General features: G+C 48.0%; 14 protein-coding genes. 9 read left to right on the top strand and 5 right to left on the bottom strand.

Annotated elements, in window-relative coordinates; translation table 11 throughout:
- The first annotated feature begins 164 nt into the window (after positions 1–164).
- Positions 165–3,935, top strand: coding sequence for an S-layer homology domain-containing protein (locus GUA98_RS02940; protein WP_193722016.1), 3,771 nt, complete (start codon positions 165–167; stop codon positions 3,933–3,935).
- An 81-nt stretch (positions 3,936–4,016) separates the two neighbouring features.
- Here GUA98_RS02940 and GUA98_RS02935 read toward each other — a convergent pair whose 3' ends face one another.
- A complete protein-coding gene (locus GUA98_RS02935) occupies positions 4,017–5,744 on the bottom strand; it encodes a sensor histidine kinase (RefSeq protein WP_227779360.1) in 1,728 nt (575 codons plus the stop codon).
- Between the two features lie 253 nt (positions 5,745–5,997).
- Between GUA98_RS02935 and GUA98_RS02930 the strand changes: the two genes are divergently transcribed.
- The 4 genes from GUA98_RS02930 (at position 5,998) to GUA98_RS02915 (ending at position 10,651) form a co-directional block, all read left to right on the top strand.
- Positions 5,998–6,954, top strand: coding sequence for an ABC transporter permease (locus GUA98_RS02930; RefSeq protein ID WP_095358806.1), 957 nt, complete (start codon positions 5,998–6,000; stop codon positions 6,952–6,954).
- A gap of 25 nt (positions 6,955–6,979) precedes the next feature.
- A complete protein-coding gene (locus tag GUA98_RS02925) occupies positions 6,980–7,870 on the top strand; it encodes a carbohydrate ABC transporter permease (protein ID WP_193722014.1) in 891 nt (296 codons plus the stop codon).
- A 141-nt stretch (positions 7,871–8,011) separates the two neighbouring features.
- Positions 8,012–9,622: an extracellular solute-binding protein gene (locus tag GUA98_RS02920; protein WP_193722013.1), complete on the top strand. Its 1,611-nt coding sequence runs from the start codon at positions 8,012–8,014 to the stop codon at positions 9,620–9,622.
- A gap of 141 nt (positions 9,623–9,763) precedes the next feature.
- Positions 9,764–10,651 carry a divergent polysaccharide deacetylase family protein gene (locus GUA98_RS02915; protein WP_193722012.1) on the top strand — a complete coding sequence of 296 codons (888 nt, stop codon included), beginning with the start codon at positions 9,764–9,766 and terminating at the stop codon, positions 10,649–10,651.
- Here the strand turns inward: GUA98_RS02915 and GUA98_RS02910 are convergent.
- Positions 10,626–11,387 (bottom strand): N-acetylmuramoyl-L-alanine amidase, encoded by a 762-nt coding sequence (locus GUA98_RS02910; RefSeq protein ID WP_193722011.1) that lies wholly within the window; start codon positions 11,385–11,387, stop codon positions 10,626–10,628. The two genes, GUA98_RS02915 and GUA98_RS02910, sit on opposite strands and share 26 nt — an antisense overlap.
- A 221-nt stretch (positions 11,388–11,608) precedes the next feature.
- Between GUA98_RS02910 and GUA98_RS02905 the strand changes: the two genes are divergently transcribed.
- Positions 11,609–11,833, top strand: coding sequence for a YqzE family protein (locus tag GUA98_RS02905; protein WP_095358801.1), 225 nt, complete (start codon positions 11,609–11,611; stop codon positions 11,831–11,833).
- A gap of 100 nt (positions 11,834–11,933) precedes the next feature.
- Here the strand turns inward: GUA98_RS02905 and GUA98_RS02900 are convergent, their stop codons facing one another.
- The 3 genes from GUA98_RS02900 to GUA98_RS02890 all read right to left on the bottom strand — a co-directional run bounded on the left by GUA98_RS02900 (position 11,934) and on the right by GUA98_RS02890 (position 16,186).
- Positions 11,934–12,992 carry a hypothetical protein gene (locus tag GUA98_RS02900; protein ID WP_193722010.1) on the bottom strand — a complete coding sequence of 353 codons (1,059 nt, stop codon included), beginning with the start codon at positions 12,990–12,992 and terminating at the stop codon, positions 11,934–11,936.
- 180 nt (positions 12,993–13,172) lie between these two features.
- Positions 13,173–14,423: a YqhG family protein gene (locus tag GUA98_RS02895; protein WP_193722009.1), complete on the bottom strand. Its 1,251-nt coding sequence runs from the start codon at positions 14,421–14,423 to the stop codon at positions 13,173–13,175.
- Between the two features lie 2 nt (positions 14,424–14,425).
- Positions 14,426–16,186: a DEAD/DEAH box helicase gene (locus GUA98_RS02890; protein ID WP_154893672.1), complete on the bottom strand. Its 1,761-nt coding sequence runs from the start codon at positions 16,184–16,186 to the stop codon at positions 14,426–14,428.
- A gap of 334 nt (positions 16,187–16,520) precedes the next feature.
- On the opposite strand from GUA98_RS02890, the gene GUA98_RS02885 reads away from it, so the two are divergent.
- The 3 genes from GUA98_RS02885 to GUA98_RS02875 all read left to right on the top strand — a co-directional run bounded on the left by GUA98_RS02885 (position 16,521) and on the right by GUA98_RS02875 (position 23,374).
- The gene (locus GUA98_RS02885; protein ID WP_193722008.1) at positions 16,521–19,178 is read left to right on the top strand and encodes an adenosylcobalamin-dependent ribonucleoside-diphosphate reductase; all 2,658 of its coding nucleotides are present in this window, start codon (positions 16,521–16,523) and stop codon (positions 19,176–19,178) included.
- 593 nt (positions 19,179–19,771) lie between these two features.
- Positions 19,772–21,856, top strand: a complete 2,085-nt coding sequence (locus GUA98_RS02880) for an acyltransferase family protein (protein WP_193722007.1) — start codon at positions 19,772–19,774, stop codon at positions 21,854–21,856.
- Between the two features lie 204 nt (positions 21,857–22,060).
- The gene (locus GUA98_RS02875) at positions 22,061–23,374 is read left to right on the top strand and encodes an extracellular solute-binding protein (protein WP_193722006.1); all 1,314 of its coding nucleotides are present in this window, start codon (positions 22,061–22,063) and stop codon (positions 23,372–23,374) included.
- Positions 23,375–23,401: the final 27 nt, after the last annotated feature.

Here is a 23,401-nt window from a genome sequence, read left to right as displayed (position 1 = left end):
TAGGCATGTAACCAATATGCAGCCCTTATCCCTTATTACACCGAAAGAACAAAGGAGGTGGAGAAACTAAATTATAAATTGAAAGCGATTACACTGCGTCATTCACTGCTTCATCATCCATGTAAATCTAACGTTAGCCTAATCATTGAAGTTGGAGGGATGTTATGTTAGTGCGAGTATTGCAAAAATCCTTTATATTCCTTTTGATCTTCTGTCTGGTGACAGGTATCGGTCCAACGGCAGCCATGGTAAGTGCCAGTGATCCTAACAGCTATGAAGCCGAAGCGGAGGGAAATACTCTGAGCGGAAATGCGAGTGTATCGGATAGTCCATCTGCATCGGGGGGCAAGAAGGTCGGAGGTATGTACCAAGGCAGTTCGCTGCTATTCAATAACGTGATCGTAAACGAGTCGGGAAATTATAAAGTTGTCGTTTATTACATTTCAGGTGATCCCCGGCCGTTCAACATAAGCGCCAACGGCGGAGCAAAACAATTTGAAGAACCACCGAAGACAGCAGATTGGGATACCGTAGGCACATATGATGTAACGCTGCCCTTGAACGCAGGCAGTAACTCAATTCTGATCGATGACAACAATTGGTATTCACCTGATATCGACAAAATTGTCATTGCCGGACTAGATGATAATGAGACAGAGCCCGGGATTCCCGGTGAAGAAGAAGACCTGGGCACACCAGGGGATACACATCAATATGGAACGATCTCAGTGACGGATTATACGTACGGATTTCTCGTGGCAAACGATCATTATGAAGTAACTTATAATACCCAGTCAGGATTGGTTGGTTACAGCTGGGCTGACGGGCAGAAGCTGCGGGGCGTATATAGCAGCATGAAACTCGGTGAAGAGTCTTTCGTGCAGAGCAAAGATTATGAAGAACATACCACTGCTGGCGCACCACGGGAATTGGAAGACGGATTCGGCAAAGGAATCGAGCTTTCATTTGTCCACACATCTGCTGGCAAACCGACGTTGAAGCAGGTGTATCGTTTCTATGAAGATAAGGCTTATTTTCTGACCGGTTTGAATGCTATTGGGGAAACGGAGATCCATACGAATTACATGTCCCCGATTACGGTGACCCGTGCAGGTGGGGTGGACATTGGTGATAGCTCGGACAATCGTGTACTCACCGTGCCTTTTGACAATGATGCATGGATCAGGTATAAATCTCAAACCATGAACCGGACAGATACAAGTTATGAAATGACGGCCATCTTCAATAACGCAACACGTAACGGATTGGTGATTGGTTCGGTAACCCATGATACTTGGAAAACAGGGATTGATTGGCAAGGCTCTGCCAACCGAATTCATGAGCTTTCCGTATATGGCGGAGCTGCCACTGATGTGACAAGAGACACCCAGCCGCATGGCAGTCTGACGGGAACCGAGCTGTCCTCGCCGTTGATTATGGTGGGAGGGTTCAGGGATTACCGGATAGGTCTTGAAGAATATGGTAAGGCCAATGCAGTCATCACGCCACCACTGGAATTAAACCCGGAACTTCCGCAGGGCGTTCCCTTTGGCTGGAATAGCTGGGGCGCGTATGGCAGCACACTGTCTTATCAGAACGTTGTGGATGTCTCCACCTATTTTAAGAACAACTTAGACAAATTTAACAACGAGGGAAATGTATTTATCAACATGGATTCCTACTGGGATAACCTGAGCGATGAAGAACTTGCACAGGCTGTATCCGTTATAAAGGGCAACGGTCAGCATGCGGGGATCTATTGGGCACCATTCGTGTATTGGGGAAACAATATGAGTCAGACGGTGGAAGGCACCAACAACCAATATACCTATGGCGATATCGTCCTTAAGGACTCTACTGGCAAACCTCTGCCTACCCTGGACGGGGCGTATCCCCTGGATGTGACACATCCCGGAGCCAAGATGCGGATGGATTATTTTCTGGATAAGTTCAAAAATCTCGGTTTTACCTACATCAAACTGGATTTTCTGACTCACGGTTCGCTGGAAGGGGTGCATTATGACGAGGAAGTAACCACCGGCATCCAGGCCTACAATCAAGGTATGCGTTATGTGGAAGGGCGATTGGACGGAAAAATGTTCATCAGTGCATCCATTGCACCGATCTTTCCAAGCCAATATGCGCACAGCAGACGCATCTCATGCGATTCGTACGGCAGCATTAACGAGACAGAATACATGTTGAACTCGCTGACCTACGGCTTCTGGCAAAATGGAACCATATATTCCTATACCGACCCTGACCATCTGGTACTGGCCAAAGCATCAAGTCTGACCGAAGCCCGCAGCCGAGTGAACTCGGGTGTCATTGCGGGAACGGTCATGATGGCTTCCGATGATGTGCATGACCCCAAGGCTCAGGAGTACATGTCTGCACTGTATAACAATACGGATGTTTTAAATGTTGCGAAGAAAGGGAAAGTATTCAGGCCTCTTGAAGGCAACACCAATGCGAATGCTGCGGATACGTTTGTGTTGAAGGATGGAGATGATTATTACCTTGCCTTATTTAACTACAGCGCGACCAGTTCCGCTGAGCGAACGATCGACTTGGAGCGTGCCGGATTGAATGCTGCCCAAACGTATTCGCTAAAAGATCTCTGGACAGGCGAAGTTTCGTCCGTATCGGGTTCATGGTCGGTTACACTGGAAGCAGCTGAATCCAGACTGGTGAAATTGACGGAAATGAAGGATACTCCGGGCAATCCGGGCAATCCGAGCAACCCGGGGAATCCAGGAAACTCAGGAAGCACTGGCAATACTCCAGGCAGCAGCATCAATGAGAACAATGGGAGTCAAGAAAGTGTGACGACAACCCTGTCCATCACAGCAGATATGCTGAAAATGAACAAAGAGTCAGGTCAAGCCGTCGTGGAAATCAAGGCTGAAACGCAGGAAGTGCAGTTATCCTCAGCTGTTGTCAAGCAGCTTGGAAACAACGCACTGGTGTTGAAATCGAGCAAGCTAAGCCTTCACATTCCTGCAGAAGTGCTTCAGCAGCTTATGAATAAGCTGCCAGAACAGCAGCAGGAAGGCAGCATCGTCACGCTCAAGATGGTTCCACTTGGCAGTGAAGGTAACAAGAGCATTGCCGCAGCACAGGATATGACACAAGCGAGAGTTTCATTGAAAAGTGAAATTTACGCATTCAGTATATCCATTCAGAGCAAATCGGGGTTCAACGAAACACTCTCCAAGCTTGATAAGCCTGTCGTGTTGAGTCTGCATGCGGTGGAAGGTTTTGAACCGTCTAAGGGTGGCATGTATGCGATAGGAGAACAAGGTAAGCTTGAATTTGTCCGAGGAGAATATGCAGCGAATGTGCTGACAGGGGAAATCAGTGAATTCGGCACATATGCTGTATTGGAGCTGGAGCGCTCCTTCACAGATGTCCCTGCTTACCACTGGGCGAGCCCTGTTATTCATGAGTTGGCAGCCAAGCTGATTGTCCAAGGTACACATGGAAGCCTGTTTGAACCAGGCCGTGAGGTCACAAGGGCCGAGTTCGCTTCAATGCTTGTACATTCCCTGGGACTAACCACAGCCGGGGAAATGGAGTTTCGCGATGTAGCGGCAGATCGCTGGTACGCTGCGCCGATTTCCATCGCGTACAAGGCCGGGATTGTAAGCGGCAAAAGCCGGGATGCCTTCGAACCAGATCTGCCGATTACTCGCGAGGAAATGGCAGTCATGGTCATGAAGGGCTATTCCTTGGGGAAGGATAATGAGCCTGTTGATACCAACGGTATCATATTCGGAGATATGAATCTGGTTTCACGATGGGCAGCTGATTCAGTAATTGAAGCAGCCAATCGGGGCCTGATTCAAGGAAACAGACATGCCAAGTTTGAGCCCAAAGGGATTGCATCGCGGGCAGAAGCGGCACAGGTCATCTACAATTTAATTCAGAAGTAAAACGTCAAGGGCTGCGGAGCGATCCGCAGCCCTACTTCTGTATTTTTGTATCAAACGATGTCATTCATGATTGCATGATTGTTATAAAAGGGCATTTTGCGGAAGGGTGATCTGAACAGTCGTGCCCGCACCTAATCTGCTGTATACATGGACACCGTAATTCTCTCCGAACTTCAGCTTAATCCGCCGGTCCACGTTGGAAATACCATATCCCCGTCCTGGTTTGTCTTCAAGAAGAGATAGAAGGGTTTCACGCGACATGCCCATCCCGTCATCCATGACGGAGAGGATGATCGAGTCATTTTCGAAGGCCCCTTTGATATGAATGTTGAGCGGCCTTTCCTGATTCCAAACGGCATGAATAATCGCATTTTCAACAAATGGCTGGAGAGCAAGCTTAACCGTGGAGTAGGGTAAAATCGCCTGATCAATGGTATATATGAAGTTTAACTGCCCCTTGAATCGGATCAGCTGAATGGCATTATAGCTTTGCGTTAATTTTAACTCCTCGTTAATGGTCAGAACACTTTTTCCTTTGTTCAAGGAGATCCGATAAAACTTGGCGAGATGTAATACCATATCCTGAATTTGCGGATCCTGATGTTTAATCGCGAGAGAAGAGATCGAGCCCAGTGTGTTATACAGAAAATGAGGATTAATCTGGGCCTGCAAAAGATCGAGTTCTGCTTCCTTGCTCTGCAGTTCTTTTTGATATACCTCGGTGATGAGACTTCTCAACCGGATGGTCATCTGCTGGAATGCGAAGTGAAGCTGTCCAATCTCATCACTGCCCAATTGTTCCTCATGTGTTGGAGTGAAGTCTCCGCGCTCAATCCGGCGAATCATACGGATTAAGGTCCGGATTCGTTTGCTGAACAGTGAGGCCGTAATATAAATGAGCAGCAGGGCTACACCAATAAAGGCAAGGGACACTTTGATAATCAGCTGCGACAGTGATTTGGCATCTTTGATAATACTTTCATATGGGAAAATGGAGACGGTCTTCCAGCCATTTTTGAGCGTGTTATAGACGGCGAGTGCCTTGAAGCCATGATAGGTTGTGTCGAATCTGCCGGAAAGAGAGTCATCAAAATGTGTATCAAGCAGTTCCGGCAGCCGGGTATTGATTAATTTTTTGTCCGCGGAAGATAAAATTACGCCTTGGTCATTCATGATAAAAATATCTTTGCCTCCCGCTTCCTTCTCCATTAACGAATAGATAACCGACTCGGAAATTTGGAATACCAGCATCCCGTACGGATATTGATTGCTATTATTATTCAGCAGCCTCGCAAGAGTAAACATGGCAGGTCCATCCGCCGTTTGCGGGGAGGAGAGGTGAATGATATTCCCATACGACTGCTGCAGCTTTTGGACTAGCTCAGTCTCCTGAACCTCGGGTGTAATAGGCTTGATATAGTAATTATCTTTGGGCAGAGACGGATTGTTCGAATAAATGAATGCGCTATCAAAATCAGGGTAGGCAGCCATAATGGTATGGATGCGATTGCCAATGTAATTATAAACATCCAGATAGGAAGGATCATCCTGATACTCTGTCGTCAGGTAATTGGCAAGTCGATTATCGAGATAAATGGAGGCCGAAATATGTTCATAGCTATCGAGTTTATTTTCCAGGTTTTTGGCAATCTGGGCGGTTGAATTCATCATGTTGATGTACAGCTGTTCCGTTAGCTTGGATTTGGTAAGTTCAAACGAGAAATAAACCAGCAGCATCATCGGGATAATGGTGACCAGTACAAAAACAAGAAAGAGTTTGGATCTGAAACTTAAATCAACAAAAGGCATGTAAATGTATTTTCTGTAAAATGGACGCATACTGCAGCCCTCTCTCAATTGAAAGTGTTTACATAGAGTTCATCATAGCAGACCAAATATCGAATTCCAATAACGGTTTTCACCGAAAACATCTTTAAAAAGCGGCATTTATCGGAGAATTGAAGTATGGAAAGCAAGCGCTATCAAAATTAAGATAAAAAGGTAATCAGCTGAATCTGAATCAGGCCAATCATGATGGTATAAAGAAAGGGGAGGGCATCTGATGCATAAGGTAAGCGCTATCAAAACAGTCAGGAGCAATAATCTGATCAGCAGACTAAAAGAACAAAAATGGTTATTCGTACTTATGCTGCCTGCCTTCGTTGCAACCTTGCTGTTTTCCTATGGTCCCATGTTCGGACTGTATATGGCATTTACGAATTATCAGCCGGGAGGGGAGTCTTTTTTTAGGCAGTTTTTTCATGCGGAGTTTGTAGGCTTCCGGTGGTTTGAATATTTCTTCACCACAGGTGATTTCTATCGGGTTATGCGCAATACACTCGCAACGAGCCTGCTCACACTGTTGTTTGGGTTTCCTGCGCCAATCATCCTTGCGCTTGTCCTGAATGAAGCCAGGCAGGGATTTTTCAAGCGTTTTGTACAGACGGTATCCTATTTGCCCCACTTCATCTCGTGGGTTATTGCGGCCAATATTGTCATTACGCTCCTGGCTTCAGACGGGATGCTCAATAATATTCTGGTGCTGCTGGGTATTGTGGATGATCCGATCGCGTTCCTGCAAAATGGACCCTTGTTTTGGTGGATTATCGCCTTGTCCAACATGTGGAAAGAGATGGGGTTCAGCGCCATTATGTATCTTGCAGCCATTTCCTCCATTAACCCTGAACTTTATGAAGCTGCAAGGGTAGATGGGGCGAGCAGATTTAAGCAAATGTGGCATATTACTCTGCCGGCTTTGCGTCCAACCATTGTCATACTGGCTATTCTTGCGGTCGGCGGAATTCTGAATGCAGGCTTTGAACAGCAGTATCTCCTGCAAAACAATACGGTACTTGAGTATTCGGAAGTCATCGATATTTATGCCTACAAATACGGCTTGCAGAACAGCATGTTTTCATACGGAGCTGCTGTTGGAATGTTCAAATCTGTCGTTGCTTTCATACTCGTTGTTATTGTGAACCGGATCTCAAGAAAGGTAAATGATCAGGCGTTATTCTAACCAAGAAGGAAAGGAGTGCCTTAAGATGTTATTAAACCGATTCGGTGACCGAATATTTAAGTTTTTTGTATATCTCATTCTGGTCCTGGTTTTACTGGTTACATTTCTGCCTTTCTGGAATATACTTGTCCTTTCCTTGAATAGCGCGGAAGATACGGTTCGGGGCGGTGTCTACTTGTGGCCACGCGTGCCAACCTTGGACAGCTACAGCCAGATTTTGAAAGACAGTGAGATTTTGAATGGGCTGTGGGTCACGGTCAAACGAACGCTGATTGGTGCGCCGCTCTCAGTACTGGTCATCACGATGCTGGCATATCCGCTGAGTCGGCGGAATTTGGTGGGGCGTAAGGGCTGGAATTTGTACTTCATCTTCACGATGTATTTCAGCGGCGGATTGATTCCCTATTACATGGTTCTCAAAGCGCTGAACATGATTGATACGTTCTCCGTCTTCATTCTGCCCAGTCTGATGAATGTGTTTTACATGATTATTGTTCGAACGTTCATGGAGCAGCTTCCTCATGAGATTGAGGAATCAGCCAAGGTGGACGGAGCTAATGATCTTACGATTTTTTTCCGAATTGTCATGCCGCTGACCACGCCTGTACTCGCGACAGTGGGATTATTTCAGGCTATTGGACACTGGAACTCATGGTTTGACTCTTATGCATTCACGTACAGCTCAGACTTAAAGACCTTGCAAGCCGTACTTGTCAAAATCCTGAGTCAGTTTCAGACCGGCGGAATGATCTCGCAAACGCAGATGCTGGCCAATTCAGCCAAGCGGAATGCTGTTTCGAGTGACACCATACGAATGGCTGCGACCATGGTTGCAACGCTGCCGATCATTCTGGTCTATCCGTTTTTGCAGAAGTATTTTGTCAAAGGCATGACGCTCGGTGCAGTAAAGAGTTAGTTAATTGTTGCTGGTCTGGCTGCCAGAGGAAGGCTTCTCGGCAGGCACTCCTTCACTCCTGAAAGGGGGTGGTACAGATTCGTCGGTTTACTCCATAATACACGCAAGTCACTTCATTCATTGGGAGGAATTAGGGTGTCAATGAAAAAGACAAAAAAATGGATGGTTATGGGTATTACTGCTGCATTAGTCGTGGGCTTGCTTGCGGGATGTTCTTCGAGCAAGGGGACAGGTAGCGCAGGTACAGATGAAAAAGGAGCTGAACAAGGCCCGATCACGCTGACCTGGTTTGATGGCAATACCAAAGGTGAGCCATTCACAGATGCGGTTGCCCAGCAAATCACCGAAAAAACCGGTATAGAGATCTCCATACAGCAGCCGACGGGAAACCCCACGGAGAAGCTGAGCTTGATGCTGGCGAGTGGAGATTACCCCGATGTTGTGGTCATGAGCCGGGGAGATGCCTCACTGGACAAATATATTTCTAGCGGAGCCTTCATTCCGCTTGATGAGTTAATCGAGAAATATGGAGCAGATTTAAAGCAAATGTACGGGGACACGTTGACCAAGACACGTTATACGGACGGCAAAAACTATTATCTGGCAAACTGGTACGGACTCGACAGTGATCCCGTCTTCGGTATGCTGATGAGGCAAAGCCTGCTGGAAGAGCTTGCTCCTGAGAAAGCGGATGGATCCGAGCCACTCACGACAGACGAGTTTGAAGCACTGCTTAAACAGTTTAAACAGAAATACAGCACGATTGATGGTAAAGAGTCGGTTCCCATGACGATGAATGGTGAGAATATGGGGGCGAATCTGGGTACCTTCAAGGGCATGTGGGGGTTAAAAACCTATTACGATAATAATGGCAGATTGCAATATGATGTCAAAGATCCGAAGTATCGTGAAATGCTGTTATATATGAACCGTCTATATCGAGAAGGACTGATCGAGAAGGAATTCGCCATTAGCAAAACACAAACATGGATTCAGAAGCTCACAACAGGTGCGGTATTCTCCACACCAGGCGCATACTGGGATCCAGGCAACGGAAATGCCGCGTTGAAGAAGGATGGCGGAGAGAAAAATCAATTATTCGCATATAAAGTCGTAGCTCCTGGTGTGGACCCGGCCCAAACGACCTTTGGTCCGAGAAGCTCGCTCGGCTGGGATGCCATTGCCATAACCAAAAATAATAAACACCCGGAAGAAACGATGAAGCTGTTCAACTATTTGGCGAGTGATGAAGGTCAGCACTTGCTCCTATGGGGTAAGGAAGGCGAACAATACACCATGGCCGATGGCAAACGTCAACCTGATCCCGCATTCCTGCAGAGCTTCAAGGATAACTGGGATGAAACAGTGAAAACAAGCGGGGTTCGTAAATGGCTGTGGTTTATCAAAAATGGGTTGGATCCAAATGGCCAGCCATATGACATGGCTGTCAAATATCAGCGCAGCGAAGTGGATGAACTGGCCATCAAGAGCCTGGGCGATTCGGTATGGGATACTGCTGAATATGATAACCTCAATCCGGATGGGGGAACACCGGAAGCCCTGACGGCACAAAAGGTCAAGGATATTATGGATCAAAGCATTACCAGAGCCATTATTGCCCCGACTGAAGCAGAGGCCAATGCCATTTTTGACAAAATGCTAGAGGATATGAAAAAGGCAGGGGATGAGAAAGTGGAGGAGATTATCAACCAGAAATACGCCCAGCGCATGGAAGTATGGGGAACCAAGTAAGCCAGATTGATATCAAGTTAAGTAAATGGGCTCTCCTAAAGGAGGGCCTTTTCTTATGCATGGAACAGGCTTTTTTTGTCTAACATATTCCTTCTTCATTGTTCAAATAATGAGGGAACAGAACGAAGGAGGGAACCATGGATGAAAAAGGTCGAACGAACAGGATGGTCCAATACGTGGACGATTCGAACTGCATTATTGCTGGTGAGTATGCTGTTTATCATTAATGGAGTGAACTCGTTAACCTGTAGTGCAGAATCACTGGTCACAGAACCTGTGCAGGCAGCAGTAACGACTCCATCCCAACCACAGCCCAAACGAATGGCGATCATCATTGATGATGCGGGCAACGATATGAAAGGCACGGCGGAAATATTGGACATGCCAGTCAAGCTGACGCTTGCCGTCATGCCGTTTTTGTCCACCACCAAAAAAGACGCTATCGCTGCACATGAAAAAGGGATGGATGTCATCGTACACATGCCCATGGAACCCAAATCAGGAAGACCTGAATGGCTCGGTCCGGGTGCGATCACATCCAGTCTAACGGACGATGAGGTCCGCGAACGAGTGGAGAAAGCCATTGATGATGTTCCGTACGCCATCGGCATGAACAATCATATGGGCTCTAAAGTTACTTCAGACAAACGAATCATGTCTATTGTGCTTGATGTTTGCCGGGAACGAGGACTGTTTTTTGTAGACAGCCGTACCAATTTCCGTTCGGTTGTGGGTGAACTCGCAGCATCCAAAAACATGCCTCCGGTTGGCAACGATATTTTTCTGGACGACCAGAACTCGAAGCCGCATATTCGCCATCAGATGGAATTGGCAGCCAAGCGAGCTGTCGAAAAGAATATGTGCGTTGTCATTGGGCATGTGGGTCAGACAGGACTAAACACATCCAGCGTTGTTCGCGAGTCCGTCACCCGGCTGAAGGGTGAGATAGAGTTTGTTGGCATCGGTGATCTGGTGCGTGAAGTTTGGCACTGGCATGCTGCCCCTACACTACCGACAAATAATAAATAATGCCGTCGGCAATAGACTGGGCAATGCGTTTCTGCTCTGCCGGATCACTCATCATAGCCCTGTCTTCTGCATTGCTCAGAAATCCGGTTTCCACGATAACGGCTGGATGTTTGATCTGATTCAGCAGGTAGAAAGGCTTGCCCCACACAACCCCGCGCCGAGTGCCAAACAGATGATTAAGCTCGGTCTGGATGGAGTCTGCCAGAAGGTAGCTCCTGCCTTCATTCTGGTAAAGGACAACCGGTCCCCTTGTAGACGATTTGGGACTCCAGTTTCCATGGATGCTGACCACGATATCCGTGCTTACTTCTTCACTGAGACTCTTGCGCTGTGCCAGATCCCTGCGATGACGGGATCTGCTGTTCAGCCAGCGGTTTTCGTCACTAAGGGCATAGTCCCCAAGCCGGTTGATGATGACAGCATATCCTTTGCTGCGAAGCAGGAGATACACCTTTTGGCTGATAGCCAAATTGATGTCTTTTTCAAGTACCCCTTGATCTGACGTACCCCCATCAATACCGCCGTGTCCCACATCCAGCAGGATGACTGGAGCTGCAAAAGCATGGTGCGTGGAACGATAACTGTCACCATCCGTTACAGGCAGCAAGGAAGGACTTACTGATTTTTGGTTAGGGTGAGATGAAGCAATAACCGCGGAGGTTGCTTGCGCAGGTGACATAAGTATTGAATTGAACCCGATCAGCGATGCCACTAACGCAGCTAACAGCTTAACCATGAGTATGCACGCTCCTTTTCATTATAGGCATCTCATGCAATAGCGTATTCGGATGGATACCTTTGGCATTAGACTGTGCATTCTTGGTTATTTCATACTATCAGCAGTAAAAAAAATGTTTATGCATGGACCGTTCTGCACACAATAGATGTATCGTAAGCTTGCGCATTACAGTTGAGCAGCTCGTATAAATGCTCAGGTAAAGAAGGAGGCAGAGATGGATGGCCAAAAGTGATGAGCTGGTGAAGTATATTACGCAGCGGGTTGTTCATTTTATGGATACACCGAAGGAAGAGCGTAAAGGGCGTTCCAAGGTAAAAGAGCCTTGGGCGATGAAATGGTTTGGCATGCTCCCCTTTGCCGTATCATTGTGGGTAGGAAAAAAGGAAAAAGCACTAGATCCACGCGGGGAAATGCAGAAACGAAGCTCCTCTGGAAAGGGATAAACGGCTTCTAGCCACAAAATAAAAAGACGCGTTCCTGATTTTGAAATCAGAGGAAGGCGTCTTATTTGTGTTTGCTTGAGACTATACAAAACTCACGGCCTCACGGCTTAAAAGTATAAAAATGACCGTCGTTCATCAGCGTGTCGATCGGAACGAAACGTCTTACGGAAGAATTCCCCCCAATCGCTACATATTCCATTTGCTCCGAACCGTCATCCACTCTCCAGACCTGATATCCGGTAACAGGAAGAGGGCCTCCATATAATACATTGCGCTCATCTGCCGAAAAGACGATGGCCTGATGGTTTTTCCACTGCTGTATCAACGGCTGCAAACTTGTTACAGGGACGGCTTCCGAAGTAATCCACAAGAGATTATCGGCAGGATCGAAATCCGGTTGCACGTAGAACTGATCTGCTGAGAAGGATGGAACCTTGGGTAGTTCATCTGTTCTGGATTGGACTTGTACATACACGGATAGCGTGGGAGAAGGCGGTCGTGTATGTTCAGCCCGAGATTCACGCTCAATGGCCTTTACAGCACCATTCGGTAAAGTGTCACCGTTGGTTGCATCGATATAGATGGTTTCAGCACCTGATTGCTCCACTTTCCAATAGGCAAGAAGAGGGGAGGCATAACGTAACTGGATGTCTTCTGCATGTGACAATTCGTTCAAATTCACATGATGTCGTTGAAGAGACTGCTGCAGTAGAGAAAGGTCATAAGGATGATGTTCTCCCTGTCCGTACTCACTTAGCTGCAGTTTCCCTGTACGGTTAGCTGTAATGATCATATATCCAACAGGTGTTCCATCGATATGAGCGTTAACAAGCCAGCTGTGCGTTCCGGGGCCAAGAGGCGAATAGTCTAGCTGCGCCTGGTTCCAGCCTTGGTCCATATGTTGTAAGGAGCCCAGGGCCTTAACCTGTTGAAGAGCAAACTGCTGAACAGCAACAGGAGCAAACTTATTAGATGAATGGGAAGCATCGCTTTTTGCCGTCGTTAACTGGTAGGAAAGTTCTGTGGTGGCTGCTTGCAAACCTAAGACATCTTCTGCCTGCAATGTTGTGGACAACGTAGTTAAACCCAAAAGGCACATGACGCCCACGCCTGCTGCCCGGCGGATGACAAGCCATGGCCTATGGAAGATTCGGTTCATAATTAACACCTTCTTTTTCTGGAGTACATTATGACGAACAGGGACGATTATTCGCTGCACGATCACTTCTAGATTCATTCTAGTGGACAAGCCATGCAAAGGTTGCTGCAACCTGTCGGGTGGCTGCTCATGAATAAACACTACTTTTGCCGTCATTTGCTGGAAAAGTAGTGTCTGCGTCTATCTTAAATGAAACATGCCGGTGCTTATGGCCGTGACCTTCACTTTGGGCTCATACTGCCAGATCATTTCTGTCCGGCGGGTTTCGTATTGCAGTTTCATCGCTTCACGGTCCAGAACCGCCTGGCGTGTCTTCTCCTGCTCGGTATCCGTTTCCTCATCCAAAGGGACAGCCTGTTCAGCAGCAAGTTCGGCATCCGAATGTGTCTCCAATTTAGCCATGCCTGCGGAGATTCGATTCATAGGAGGGACACCGGAGTGATCCCCCGCAGTAGACTGAATCCTCATGGCGTTTGTCACGGGCTCTTGCTTGGTGGAAGCAGAATGATGACCAGCTCCTGTGGAGTTGTCGTCTATCTCAACCTCAGGCGTATCCTCTCTCAGTACGGCTTCATAATACGCATCAACCACAGCAAGTTCCAGGTCCAGTCGTGCCTTGGCTTGTTCAGCCCAACCATAATCCAGTTCCAGCAGACGCCTGGTAAGGTGTTTCTCGAGTGCTGCTCCAGCATCCGACAGCGTTACCTTGGCTGTCTGGACATGCATGTTCTCAGCCAGCCTGGGGCTGAGGTCTCGCCGGTTCAGCTTGGAACCGAATTGTTCAATAATTTCACCTGTGCGAAGGGAGATGCCAAGAAAATGGAGCTCCTCCCGTTTCAAATCACAGGCAAATTCCACTTTGAAACATACACCAAGCCATGGTTCATATACAGCTGGTACGGCAGCGCGCAGCTGACGCTTGGGTGCCTGCTCAAACAGGTTCACGAATGCGCCGCCTTCACGGGCTGCCTCGAAGATCTGCTGCAGTCTGCGACTGCCATAGACGACGTCTTCACGCAGGATGCGGCCGGGCCCGAGCTGCGGCAGAGCTGGAGTAATGCCGAAATAGCGGCCAAGAATGGTTTCTTTAGGTGCATCTGGTCCGGAACCAGACCCGGCGCTGCCTGTGCCGACAGGTCCGCTCTGACTTGCAGAGATAGAGGGAGATGCCTGAGCGGCTCTGGCTTCTGCTGCCTCAGTGGCTTGCTGATGCGCTGCCGGATCAAATACGAACGTAAAGGACATCGTCTCCGCTGGAGCTCCAGTGCGCTCAACAAATCCCCAATAGTACGGACGGTTGGTTAACGCCTTGTCCGCTTCCGGCGATAGTTTAACGGTTAGATGTGCAGGAGAACGCTCCATGATCTGGCATTCCATGGCTTCAAGATAGGTTGTCACATAGGCCTGAACTTCTTGGGGTGACATGGTCATGGTCAGTGTCCTCCTTTGCCCAGATCCAGAAGGGAGACGGACGGCACTTCATCGGCGACTTCACGCTGAATGGAATTCAGTGATTGTCCAAGCGAATCCATTTTCCGGCGAATGTCATCTTCGTTCTGGGATTCGAGCATGATTTTATAGAGACTCTTTTCGATGGACTCCTTTTTCTCCAGCCGTTCGAGAATAACATCGAGTCCGCCGATGACCATCTCGAACATGTTGATCTTTTCATGCAGCAGATTCAGGATATGTTCCTCAATCGTACCTGTCGTCGACAAATTGTAAATGTTGACGTCATTTTGCTGTCCCAGCCGATGTACCCTACCAATTCGCTGCTCTACGCGCATCGGGTTCCAGGGCAGGTCGAAATTAATCATGTGATGGCAAAATTGAAGGTTAATGCCTTCGCCACCAGCTTCGGTTGCTATCATGGCTTGAACACGGCCTCGGAACAGGTCCATCATCCAGTCCTTTTTCCCCCGGTTCATGCCGCCACGATAGGGAACAGCCGTGAGTCCGTTGTTGCGAAAATAATTCAGCAGATACTCCTGCGTGGCCCGGTATTCGGTGAAGATGATGACTTTCTCATTCATGTTTCGAATTAGTTCCATCGTTTTCTCGGCCTTCGTATTTTCCTTAATGGCCTTGATATGGGCAACCAGATCCCAAATTTTGTCCCGGAGCGGAGAGTCTAGCGGGAGCTTCTTGGACAGATTGACCAGCGTAACAAATACTGCATCCCGGCTGCTGCACACTTCCCGCTGTAGCGTAACAAGTGAGAGCATGCTGCTCAGGTTTCCACCAGCCTCCTGATATTGATCTTTAACAAAGGAAGTTACCCCGTCATAGAGTGCCTGCTCTTCAGGAGATAGCTGCAAATTCACATTGGAAACATTCCGCTTGGTGAACTGCACTGGTCCTTCACCGCGGCGGTTCCGGATCATGACTTTGGACAATTCGTCCTTAAGCTGTTCCTGGTTTTTAGGGATTCGTTTATCCACGACAAAGTTGGCGCTAAAGTCACCTTGACGACCCAACTGGCCCGGCTTCAGCAAGTTTATGAGATTGAACAGCTCGCTCATGTCATTTTGTACCGGTGTTGCAGTCAGCAGCAGACAATATTTTTTCCGCAGTTTCAGCATGAATTGATAGTTAGTCGTTTTTTTATTTTTGAGTTTGTGGGCTTCGTCAATAATGATCATGTCATAGTCCGTACTCAGCAAGATGTCCTTATGCGGATCTCGCTTAGCCGTATCCATGGAAGCCACAACTACTTCATTTTGCCAGGAATAGGCTTTTTTCTGTGCAACTGCGGGAATGCCAAACTTTGAATTCAGCTCTCGTACCCATTGAAGTACAAGGGATGCAGGCACGAGAATGAGGACCTTGGATACGAGACCGCGGACCATATATTCTTTTAAAATCAGACCGGCTTCTATGGTTTTTCCCAAACCGACCTCATCGGCAAGAATGGCACGGCCTGACATTTCAAATAATACTTTGCGTGCAGTGTCCATCTGGTGCGGAAGCGGGGTCAGTCCCTGCAGGTGCTTCAGACACTGTATTTCATCAAAATTGGGAATCAGATTGGTCTCTTCGGCTTGAATGCCAAGCTGAAAGAGTCTGTAATCTCCCCAAGGACCGCCTTTATCGAGCCGTGACTCCAATTGGGTCAGCCAGCTGCGATCGAATTCGAGCGGAACGGGCAGTTCTGCTGCAGGTTGATTCATGTGAAGCGGATGTTTCCGGTTCATGGTGATGCCTCCCCTGCCATACATGATGACGTTTTATTCGTAGGTCATAGTATGGACGAATGAGAGGCAGTTCATAACCAACCTCCAAATAAGGTGGGAATTCGAACCTTTATGTCTAAAAAAATTCACAAATTTCGAATGAGAGAGTCTGATGGCGTAAGAGTGAGCTAGTCCAAGTACAGGGCGAATAGAAAGGGTAGCTGTGACTAAAGTCACATGGAAAATCAATATATGGTGTACTATACTGAATATAAATCACTATATGTGGTGTTTTGGCATATTTTAAACACATAATAGAAATGTAATGGGATTTTTGGGGAGGCTGTTAAACATAATGAATTCGAACAAATTGTCGCACAATTCGAACAAATTGTCGCACAAGTTGGAAGGACTAAGTGAAAAAATATTTTTGGACCGCTATGCCTGGAAGGATGCCGATCCAAACCATGCCAAGGTAGGAGATGTTGTACTCGTTCTGACGAAAGATGACCCGAAGTTTCCGACAAAGGAAGTGGGGGAAATCATGGAACGGCAGGGTCAGACGGTGAAAGTGAGGACTCGCAGTGGAGAAACGATCCAGACGGAAGTTGAGAAGCTGACACTTAATATAGAAAAAACACCGGAGGAGATGTGGGACCGGCTCGCAAAAGCGATGGCATCTGTAGAATCCACTCCGGAACAACAGCAAAAGTGGCAATCCAAGTTCCGGGCTGTACTGGACGATTGGAAGCTGGTTCCGGGAGGCCGAATTGCTGCGGGTGCGGGTGCTAGCGATGAGCTGACCCTCTTTAACTGTTATGTCATTCCTTCTCCGCAGGACAGTCGGGGTGGCATCATGAGAACGTTGACTGAAATGACGGAGATTATGGCTCGTGGTGGTGGCGTTGGCATCAACCTGTCGTCACTTCGCCCACGTCGTGCAGTTGTTAAAGGGGTCAATGGATCATCCAGCGGTTCGGTATCCTGGGGTGGATTGTTCAGTTATACCACTGGACTGATTGAACAGGGAGGCAGCCGCCGGGGAGCACTTATGCTGATGATGAACGACTGGCATCCGGATGTGATGGATTTTATTACGGTCAAACAAACGATGGGTCAGGTCACCAATGCCAATCTGTCCGTATGCGTGAGCAACGCATTTATGGAAGCCGTCAAACAGGACGGGGACTGGGAACTTGTTTTTCCGGATACGAGCGATCCCGAGTATGACAACGAGTGGAACGGGGATCTGCAGCAATGGAAGGAAGCCGGGCACCAGGTTATCCATTACCGCACAGTAAAGGCCCGGGATATATGGCGTACGATTATCGAATCGGCCTGGAAATCAGCAGAGCCGGGTGTTGTCTTTATGGAGTATTACAATCAGATGTCCAACAGCTGGTATTTTAATCCGATTATATGTACCAATCCATGCGGTGAACAAGGCCTGCCAGGATGGGGCGTCTGCAATCTCTCGGCTATCAACTTATCCAAATTTTACGATGAAACCAGTCACGATGTAGCATGGCAGGAGCTGGCGGAGACAACACGCATTTCAGCCAGATTTTTGGACAATGTGATTGATGCAACCCCTTATCATTTTGAGGAAAACCAGAAGAATCAGCAGCGGGAGCGCCGCGTTGGACTTGGAACGATGGGTCTCGCAGAGCTGATGATTAAACTGCGCATCCGGTACGGCAGTCCGGAATCGCTTGAATTTCTGGATAAACTGTATGGCTTTATCGCAAAAGAAGCATACCTCGCATCAGCAGAGATCGCGGCCGAGAAGGGATCGTTCCCTGCCTTTGAAGTGGAGCCGTATTTACAGAGTGGATTCATGAAAAATCTGGTAGGGACTTATCCGGAAGTAGGAGAGGCCATCCGCAAGCATGGCATTCGTAATGTAACGCTTATCACGCAGGCTCCAACAGGAAGTACGGGAACGATGGTGGGTACGTCGACAGGGATTGAACCATACTTTGCGTTTAAATACTTCCGTCAAAGCCGGCTCGGTTACGATGAGCAGTTTGTCCCCATTGCCCAGGAGTGGCTGGATGAACACCCTGGCGAGGAACTTCCTGACTATTATGTAACGGCGATGGATCTGTCAGCAGAAAATCATATTCGGGTACAGGCAGCGATTCAACAGTGGGTGGACAGCTCCATCTCGAAGACGGCTAACTGCCCGGCTGATTTTACGGTTGAAGATACGGCACAGTTGTATGAGCTTGCTTTTGATCTCGGTTGTAAGGGAGTCACCATCTACCGGGACGGCAGCCGCGATGTTCAGGTTCTCTCCACGACGAAGAAGGAAGAGGCGAAGAGCGAAGTAAGTGAACTAACAAGTGTGACAGATACGGTAAAAGAAACAAGTGCCGCAAACGAAACGACAGCCTTCTCGTCCGCACCTTCGGAGACAGATAACGAGGTCAAAACAAGTGTGGCGGCTTCGCCCTCTGCCAAAGTACTGGATAAACAGTACAAGAGTCGTCCACAGGTACTGCGGGGAGCAACGTACAAAATAAATACTCCGTTTGGTATGGCTTACATTACGATCAACGACCTAAATGGCATTCCGGCGGAGATCTTCCTGAACGTGGGCAAAGCCGGTTCAGATGTATTCGCCATGGCTGAAGCGCTGGGAAGAGTGTGCTCCCTGTTCCTGCGATATGGTGACCACGGACATAAAGTGGAGCTTCTTATCAAACATCTGAAAGGCATCGGTGGTTCGGGAGCGATTGGCTTTGGTGTAAACCGGGTAGAGTCCATCGCAGACGCAGTAGCGAAGGCGCTCGAAAGTCATGTACAGAGCACCCCTCAAGAGAGTGCATCCTCCACTAATGAAGAGGCAGACCAAAATGTGAATGGAATTTTTGAATCGGTGATTGTGGACGAACCGTCAGTAACCTATACAGCATCGAGAGATTTGTGTCCTTCCTGTGGTTCAGCTTCATTAATCAATATTGAAGGCTGCAAGACTTGCAGCCAGTGTGGATACAGCAAATGTAATTAGAGGTTAGAAGACATCAGCCAGGTTAAAGTGCTGAGAAGAATACTGTAAGGGTGACCAGCACTTTGGTCGCCCTTTTTGTATGAACTGACATAGAATTAGCGGGCTTCAAAGGATGATTTCAACTACAGGATTCCCGGAATATAAGAGGTTTTGTCCTTTTCACCTCCAGAGTCCTAGGCATCTAGAAGCATTTATGGGCAAAACTTTCAATCCGGTTGGGGATAGGTTTATAATGGATTGTGGCTGCTGAGGAAGTGGGCGGTCTTTTTGTTTTGATATGGCAGTGAGGTAATATTACCCAGCCCAAGAAAAAGACTGTATTAAACGACAATTTTGGAGTATGATTTTACAGCTATATTAGCTGGCAGGAAAGATTACATCGTTTCACCACTTTGTAACTACTACTGTAATTTATCTCACTGCGCTTGAGCGTATAATGCTAAACGTGAGTGTTGATCGATATATTGGAAATGAATGACGAAAGGTGCAATACGTATGTTAATGACAACCAGAATCACGATGCGAAGCCAAGTTGATTTGCAACTGCCCCAGACATCCACGATGCCAAACCGAAGCAACAAGGAGGGGCGCGAATGTCACAAACGCTAAACAACAGGCGCCATATGAACGGACTGGATGGCCTGCGGGCCATTGCCGTGCTTGCTGTGATTGGATATCATCTTAATCTGAGTTTTATTCCCGGCGGTTTGCTCGGTGTAGGTATTTTCTTTGTCTTATCAGGTTATCTGATTACAGATATTCTTGTGTCCCAATGGCAGGAACATGGACGCATATCACTCGGTGATTTTTGGGTGAGACGAATCAGACGTCTCGTTCCTGGCATGCTTACCATGACAGCAGTGGTAATGATTTGGCTTCTCTTCACAGATCCTTCCCGGCTTGCTGCCCTGCGTGGGGACGTTATATCGGGTGTATTATACATAAGCAATTGGTGGTATATCTTCCACCATGTATCCTATTTCGAGAGTTTCGGTCCTCCATCACCGTTCGGACATTTCTGGTCGCTTGCCGTGGAAGAGCAGTTTTACCTGGTGTGGCCGCTGCTCCTTATCCTTTCGATTAAGCTGTTCAAAAGAAAGGGATGGCTCGTTGTTTTCATTGTTGTAGCCGCTGAGTTATCTGCTGGTGCAATGGCTATTCTATATAATCCGAATCTGGACCCAAGCCGTGTATACTATGGTACGGACACGCGTGCTTTTGCCTTGCTGGCCGGGGCTGCACTGGCTGTTGTGTGGCCAAGCCGCAAACTGTCCTCCTCCCTTGCGAACCTTAATCGAGCCGTGCTTGATGTATCGGGCTTGGCAGCGCTGGCCCTGCTGGTCTACATGATGCTGAACAGCAGTGAATATGAACCGTCGCTCTACCAAGGGGGGATGGTACTTCAAGCCATAGCTACTACGCTGCTGGTCGCTGTGTTGGCGCATCCCTCTTCGATGCTGGGACGTTTGATTGGTGCAAAACCGCTGCGGTGGATTGGGGAGCGTTCCTATGGGCTCTATCTCTGGCATTATCCAGTAATTATCCTGACAAGTCCTGTGGTCGATACGGGAGGTTTACATCCGGTTCGAATGATTCTGCAGGTGGCAGCAACGGTAGTGCTGGCTTCACTATCATTGAAGTTTATCGAAAATCCAATCCGCTATAACGGATTCCGTGATACCTGGTCCCGGCTATGGGGTAGAGGGCGAAACGGTATTAGTACCCATCAGATATGGTTGAAGCGGGGCGGAGTGGTGATGTCAGTTCTGTTTATGTGCTTCACCGTGTCACAGATGATGATTTCCTCTGCGGCGAACTCCGACTCACATTCTGTATCGATGTCTACCACATTGAATGGAGAACATGCAGTGCATGAAGAGATAGGACAGGATGTTCTTCCGGCTCCTGTTGATACTGCAGGTTCCGGCCAGAAGCCGGCACCGCAGAAGAATGACAAGCCTGCAGATGATGGTGGAAATCAGCAAGACAAGCCAGCAGAGCAGACGTCGAAGCCAGATACGCCTTCCAAAACGGAAGAACCGGCATCCGATGAAGGAGATGGAACGGCTGCTGATGAGCCCAACCAGACTGCTGGAGGTGCTGCTGGAAATCAGGATCATGCAGATGATAACGGGAATGATACTGCGGGGAACCCGGATCAGCCGGGAGATGCTTCGCAAGAGGGTGAAGACAAAGCTCCTCCTGCTGAAGACGGCAAGATCCACTATACCGTGATAGGGGATTCGGTCATCTTGGATGCCAAGCCTTATTTGGAACAACATATGTCCGGGGTACACGTGGACGGTCATGTTGGCCGTCAGATGTGGGAGGCAGCCGATGTCCTGGATGGGCTCAAACGAAATGACCAACTTGGCAATCAGGTTGTCCTGGAACTGGGAACCAACGGTTCATTCAATTCCAAAAGCCTGGATTCCGTGCTGGATTACCTCAAGGATGAGAATCATGTATATCTGGTTACTGTCCGGGTCCCTCGTCCTTGGGAGCGAACGGTTAACAGAGCACTGAACGAAGCAGCCTCATCCTACAGTAATGTTTCCCTCATTGATTGGAACAGTGCAAGCGAAGGGCACGATGAGTACTTTGAAAAAGATGGCGTACATTTGACGAAGGAAGGCTCGGAAGCTTTTGCGGCACTTATCAAAAGCAGCATGAAATAAATTGAACTTATTCTTTTTCATATGAAATAGATTGTTTGCTTAAAGAGCTCTCAGGTTGAGAGCTCTTTTTGTTCTAATTACAAGTAACAAGCTATTGAGGAATCCGATATTTTTCACCCCACCATCCGTAGATCGTCACCTTACGTTATGATAGCGTTACCATTTACAATGAGGGTATTCAAACAGCCAAGGGGGAGTATAGAGATGTTAAGAAGATGGCTTTCGGGTTTTGTGGCAATTGCCTTGTTTTCGATGGTACTCGCTGCCTGCAGTGGCGGTGATGGTTCGGAGGGAACGGGCAGCAGCGATAAAGTCACGGTTACGCTGTGGCATAACTGGACCGGACAGGATGCAAAGGCAGTAGCCATGCGAAAAATTATTGAAGATTTCCGGGCAGCACATCCAGATATTGAAGTGGTGGATGAGGGCTTGCCGACAGACGGCCTTAAAACAAGGCTCCGTACTGTAGCAGCTGCAAACGAAATGCCAGATTTGTTTGTTATGTGGCCGGATGCCATGACGAAAGAGTTTGTAAAAGGCGACCTGCTTCAGCCCATTAACTCAGAGCTGGATGCGAAGCCGGAGTGGAAGGACAACTTTATCCCGAACGCACTGGATGGATATACGGTTGACGGAAACATCTACTCCGTGCCGATGAATCTGGCGCCAAGTTCCTTCATTTATTACAACGAGGCACTGTTTAAACAGTATAACGTCAAAGTTCCAGAAACGTGGGCTGAATTGGAACAGGCCATTGCAACGTTTAATGAGAACAAGGTTATTCCAATGGCCCTGGGGAACAAGGCAAACTGGGTTGCACAATCGACGATCTTCAGTACATTGGCAGACCGGATTACGGGTACAGATTGGTTTCTGAAAGCAGCAGCCCAGGATGGTGCCAGTTTTACGGATCCGCAGTTTATCGAGGCGTTAAACAAAATGCAGGAGCTTGGTAACAGCAAAGCATTTCAGGATGGGTTCAACAGCATTGACGAAACCCAGATGATGCAGCTGTATTTTCAGGGGAAAGCAGCCATGGTCATGAATGGTGGATGGGCCCTGGCGAACCTGGTGAACAACGCACCTGCGGAGGTATTGGACAACACGCATATTACTATTCTTCCCCCGGTAGATGGTGGTGAAGGAGAGCCAAGAACGACATCAGGCGTGGTAGGTACCGGTCTGGGTGTAAGCAAAAAGCTGAGCGGTGCCCAAAAAGAGGCAGCCATGGAGCTGTTCTATGCCCTGGCAGGACCTGACGGACAAAAAGCTACGCTGGACAGCAGTACACTCGTTAGCTACAACATTGAGCTGGATAAATCCAAGGCACATCCTTTGTTCATCGAATTGTACGACTTGATGCAGGAAGTGAAGATTAATCCGGTTTACGATTCCAAGCTGGGGTCTGCAACGGTTGAAGTTATTAATAATGGATTGCAGGAACTGCTGATGGGAGGCAAAGCGGAAGATATCGCCGCCAAAATTCAGGCTGCACAGGCCAATGCCGCTGGCAACTAACAGAATGGATGAGGAATAGGTTGTAGA

This window comes from Paenibacillus sp. P13VS (genome assembly GCF_015143645.1).
Classification (GTDB): Bacteria; Bacillota; Bacilli; order Paenibacillales; family Paenibacillaceae; genus Paenibacillus; species Paenibacillus xylanilyticus_A.
The sequence above is the reverse complement of the archived record's forward strand: the minus strand, read 5'-3'. Positions and strand labels throughout refer to the sequence as shown.